At 75.2% G+C, this 4,910-nt stretch carries 4 protein-coding genes; 3 read left to right on the plus strand and 1 reads right to left on the minus strand.

The features are described from left to right. Positions 1-117: 117 nt before the first annotated feature. Entirely contained in the window at positions 118-933 is an 816-nt protein-coding gene (gene modA / locus ACFV0G_RS32065; protein ID WP_380555610.1) for a molybdate ABC transporter substrate-binding protein, read from the minus strand. A 262-nt stretch (positions 934-1,195) separates the two neighbouring features. On the opposite strand from modA, the gene ACFV0G_RS32070 reads away from it, so the two are divergent. From ACFV0G_RS32070 to ACFV0G_RS32080, 3 genes are all read left to right on the plus strand, one after another. Beyond that, a complete protein-coding gene (locus ACFV0G_RS32070; protein ID WP_380555612.1) occupies positions 1,196-2,263 on the plus strand; it encodes an RNA ligase (ATP) in 1,068 nt (355 codons plus the stop codon). 75 nt (positions 2,264-2,338) lie between these two features. Further along, complete coding sequence (locus tag ACFV0G_RS32075) at positions 2,339-3,688, plus strand: cytochrome P450 (protein WP_380555614.1); 1,350 nt, start codon at positions 2,339-2,341, stop codon at positions 3,686-3,688. Between the two features lie 207 nt (positions 3,689-3,895). Next, the gene (locus ACFV0G_RS32080; RefSeq protein WP_380555616.1) at positions 3,896-4,876 is read left to right on the plus strand and encodes a hypothetical protein; all 981 of its coding nucleotides are present in this window, start codon (positions 3,896-3,898) and stop codon (positions 4,874-4,876) included. Positions 4,877-4,910: the final 34 nt, after the last annotated feature.

The following is a 4,910-nucleotide window of genomic DNA, read 5'->3' on the forward strand; positions in this document are numbered from 1 at the left end:
CCGCGGGGGCGCCCTCCCCCACCCGCCCGCCCGTGCGGGGCCGCCGCGCGGCGCCCCCCCCCCCCGCCCCCGGCGGGGGCCCGGCCCCGCCCCGCACCGTCTCGGTGGTGCCGGCCGTCACGGGGCCTGGAAGCCCGCTGCGGTCAGGGCCTGCTGGGCCTCGGCCGACTCGATGTAGGCGACGAAGGCCGCGGCGGCGGCCGCGTTGGGCGCCTTGGCGAGGGCGGCGATCGGGTAGTCGTTCACGGCCTTGGCGGCCTCGGGGAAGTCCACGCCGTCGATCTTCGCAGCATCGGCCTTCACATCGGTCCTGTAGACCAGGGAGGCGTCGACCTCGCCCAGCTCGACCTTGGTGAGGGCGCCCTTGACGTCCTGCTCCTGGGTGACCGGGGTGACGTTCACGCCGGCGGCCTGCAGGGCCTTCAGCGCGGCGGCGCCGCAGGGCACCTCCTTGGCGCAGAGCGCGACCTTGATGCCGGTGAGGTCCTTGAGGCCCGCGACGTGCTTCGGGTTGCCCTTGGGGACGGCGATCTCCAGGGTGTTTCGGACGAACACCTTGGGCGCGCCCGCGGCGGCCTTGGCGTCGGTGACGGTCTTCATGGTCGCCGGGCTGGCCGCGGCGAACACATCGGCCGGCGCCCCGGAGACGATGCTCTGCGCGAGCGCCGAGCTGCCGCCGAAGTTGAAGGTCACCTCGGTGCCCGGGTTGGCCGCCTCGAACTTCTTGCCCAGGGCGGTGAAGGTCTCCTTCAGCGAGGCGGCCGCGAACACGGTGACCGCACCGCTGACCTTGGCGCCGCCCGATGCCGACCCGGCGGACGGGGCCGCCGCCGTCGAGGAGGAGCTGCCGCTGCTGCCGCAGGCGGTGAGCCCGGCGGCGAGCGCCAGGGCGGCGACGGCGGAGACGGCGGTACGGCGTCTGACGGTGCTCATGGGCTGCATTCCCCTTCTGCCGCGCCGGTCGGGGGCGCGGAGATGCGATGGCGACGCCGACCATGGTGCCGCAGATGCGGCCCCGACGTCGCCTGTTTCATCGCACAGGCCAGCACGTGGACGCGGTTGTCCCAGTATGTGCGATACCTCAGTCGCCGGGCGCGGTCCGTGCCCCGACCCGCGCCGCGCCGAATAACCCGTGGCCCCGGCCGCGGCGGGCCCGCAAGAGTGGGGGCACACGAGAGACGGGGGAGGACGACCGATGTCGACATTGCGGGTGACGGCGGAACGGCTGACCATCCTGGAGCACCCGAACGCCGATGCGCTGGAGCTGGCGCAGGTGGGGCTGTACCGGGCGGTGGTGGCCAAGGGCGCGTACCGGACCGGGGAGACCGCGGTCTACATCCCGGAGCAGGCGGTGCTGCCGGCCGGGCTGATCGAGGAGCTCGGGCTGACCGGGCGCCTCGCCGGCGGCGAGGCGAACCGGGTCAAGGCGGTGCGGCTGCGCGGTGAGCTGTCGCAGGGCATCGTCTGCCGGCCGGGGGCGCTCGCCGGGGTGGACCTGGCGGCGTCCGCGGAGGCCGGCGAGGACTTCGCGGAGCTGCTCGGCATCACCAAGTGGCAGCCGCCGATCCCGACCGCGATGAGCGGGGAGGTGGAGGCCGCGCCGGACCTGCTGCCCTGGGTGGACATCGAGAACCTCAAGCGGTTCCCGGACGTCTTCGAGCCCGGCGAGCCGGTGGTGGTGACCGAGAAGGTGCACGGCAGCTGCTGCCTGCTCACCTTCCACGCCGACTCGGGCGCGGTGCAGGTCTCCTCCAAGGGCATCGGTGCGCAGGGCCTGGCGCTGCGCGAGGACGGGGTCAACCTGTACTGGCGGGCGGTGCGGGCGCACGGCGTGCCGCAGGCCGCCGCGGCGCTGGCCGAGCGACTCGGGGCGAGCCGGGTCGGCATCTTCGGCGAGGTGTTCGGCGCGGGGGTGCAGGACCTGGGCTACGGCGCGTCGGGCCGGGCCGAGCTGCCGGGCTACGCGGTCTTCGACGTCTCGGCGGTGATCGACGGACAGCTGCACTGGCTGGACGCGGCCGAGGTGCTGGACGGCGCCCTGCCGGTGGTGCCCGAGCTGTGGCGCGGGCCGTTCGACGCGGCCACCGTGCTGGAGCTGGCCGAGGGCCGCGAGACCCTGAGCGGGCGGGAGCTGCACGTCCGCGAGGGGGTGGTGGTCCGCCCGCGGACCGAGCGGCACAGCCCGGTGCTGGGCGGCCGGGCGATCGCCAAGGCGGTCGGCGGCGGCTACCTGACCCGCAAGGGGGGCACCGAGTACGAGTGACGGCCCGCCCTTCCTCGATGACGCACCGTCAGTTAGCTTGAGCGGTACACGATCGTCGAGGAGGGGGAGACCGCCATGCCGGCCACCAGGACGCCGGGCCCGCCCGGGCTGCCGCTGATCGGTTCGATGCTGGACCTCACCCGCGACCCGCTGGGCGCGTACCTCGCGGCGCACCGCGACCACGGCGACGTGGTCCGGTTCACCGCGGGGCCGCCCGGGCTGCGGGCCGAGTTCTGGATGGTGTTCTCCCCCGAGGGCGCCCAGCAGGTGCTGGGCACCCGGGCGGCGGAGTTCCGCAAGGACAACGTGCTGTACGAGGAGGTCCGGCTCAGCCTGGGCAACGGCCTGCTCACCGCCCAGGACGCCGACTACCAGCGGCAGCGGCGGCTGATCCAGCCGCTGTTCACCCGCCGCCGGGTGGACACCTACGCGGACGCGGTGGCGCTGGAGTCGGCGGCGCTGGTCGAGCGCTGGGCGGCGGTGCCGGACGGCGTGGTGGACGCGGCGGAGGAGATGTCGCGGTTCGCCCTGCGGGCGGTCGCCAGAATCCTGTTCGGCACCGACGTGGAGGAGGCGATCGGCGCCGTCCGCCGCTCCTTCCCGGTGCTGGGCGCGTTCGTCCGGGACCGGGGCTTCGCGCCCGTCCGGGTGCCGCGGCAGTGGCCGACCCCCGGCAACCGGGAGGCGAAGGCCGCCGAGCGCGCGCTGTACGAGGTGTGCGACGCGATCATCGCCCGCCGCGCCGGCCGTGACTCCGACGACCTGCTGGGCCTGCTCGCCGCCGCCCGCGGCGAGGACGGCGAGCAGCTGGACGCGGCCGAACTCCGCGACCAGGTCCTGATCTTCCTGCTGGCCGGGCACGAGACCACGGCGACCTCGCTGGCCTTCGCCCTGCACCTGCTGGGCCTGCACCCCGAGGAGCAGCAGCGGGCCCGCGCGGAGGCGGTGGCGGTGCTCGGCGACCGGGCGCCGCGCGCCGAGGACCTGGCGGCGCTGCCGTACACCACGGCGGTGCTGAAGGAGGCGATGCGGCTGTACCCGGCCGCCGCGGTGATCGGGCGGCGCGCGGTGGCCGACTGCGAGATCGACGGCGTGCGCATCCCGGCCGGTGCGGACGTGCTGCTCGCCCCCTACGTCACCCACCGGAACCCGGCCCACTGGCCGGACCCGGAGCGCTTCGACCCCGGCCGATTCACCCCGGAGCAGGAGGCGGCCCGGCACCGCTACGCCTGGTTCCCGTTCGGCGGCGGCCCGCGGGCCTGCATCGGGCAGCACTTCTCCATGCTGGAGTCGGTGCTGGCACTGGCCGCGCTGCTGCGGGAGTTCGAGGTGGCGGCGGTGGACACCGAGGTGCCGCTCGGCCAGGCGATCACCCTGGAGGTCCGCGGCCCGGTCCGGGTCAAACTGACCCGGGCGGCGCGCTGAGGCCCGGGAGTCCGCGCTCGCGGCGGACGGCGGGCGGGGGTTGACGGTCCGGCGACTGACGGCCCGGCGGAGCGGTGTCGTGGCGGGTCGCTAGAGTACGTGCGAACCTCCGGCATCCGCTCTCGGGCGGGCCCGCGGCCCCCGGCCGCGCCGGACCTCGCCGGGCCGCCCGCCCGTCGCCACCGACTTTCAACGGGGACCAGACCTTTGACCTCTCCCTACCCGCCGTCGAATCCGTACGCCGCCGCCGCGCCCCCGCAGCCGGCACCGCCCGGCCAGCCGTACCCGCCGGCGCCCGGCTACGGCTACCCCGCGCCGGCCGCCCCGGCGCAGCCCGGCCCCTACGCCCAGCCCGCACCGTACGGCGCCGCCCCCGCGGCGCCCCCGGCCTACGGCCAGCCCGGCCCGTACGCCCAGCCCGCACCGTACGGCCAGCCGGCCCCCTACGGGCAGCCGATGCCGTACGGCGGCCCGGGCACGGCGCCCGACGGCGGCCCGGTCTGCCGGTTCTGCGGCGGCTTCCCGGCCGTGCAGACCACCGTCCGCGGCCACCGCGGAATGATCGTCATCATGCAGTTCCTGAAGCAGCCGGGCCCGTTCTGCCGCACCTGCGGCACCGCGACGGTGCGCGACATGTCGGCCCGCACGCTCGTCCAGGGCTGGTGGGGCTACCTGTCGTCGGTGTTCACCCCGATCACCCTGCTGCGCAACGTGTTCGCCTACAACAAGATCAAGGCGCTGCCGCCGGCGACCAACCCGCAGGGCCCGCAGCTGAACCCGGGCGTGCCGCTGACCCGACGCCCGGCGATGCTCATGCTCCTGCTGCCGGTCATCGGCTGGTCACTGGTCATCACCCTGCTGGTGATCGGCGCGGTCACCAAGAACGACCCGTACGTCCCGTCCACGCCGTACCGGGTGCCGGCCTCGCTGTCGATCTCGGCCGGCGACTGCGTGCACAACGGCGGCACCGACTCCAGCCCGGACCTCAAGGTCCTGCCGTGCAGCGACCCGACGGCGGACTACAAGGTGCTGGGCCGGGTGTCCGGCACGTCCGACGACAAGCAGGCCTGCACGGCCTACCCGGACAGCGACGCCTCCTTCGTCCACCAGGGCGCGGGCGGCGGCGACTACGTGCTCTGCCTGGCCAAGAACGGCACCGGCGGCAGCAAGCCGACCACGAGCTCCTGAGCTGCCGCGGGGGGCGGTGCGGCGGCTGCCGCAC

The organism is Kitasatospora sp. NPDC059571, from assembly GCF_042735675.1.
Lineage (GTDB): Bacteria > Actinomycetota > Actinomycetes > Streptomycetales > Streptomycetaceae > Kitasatospora.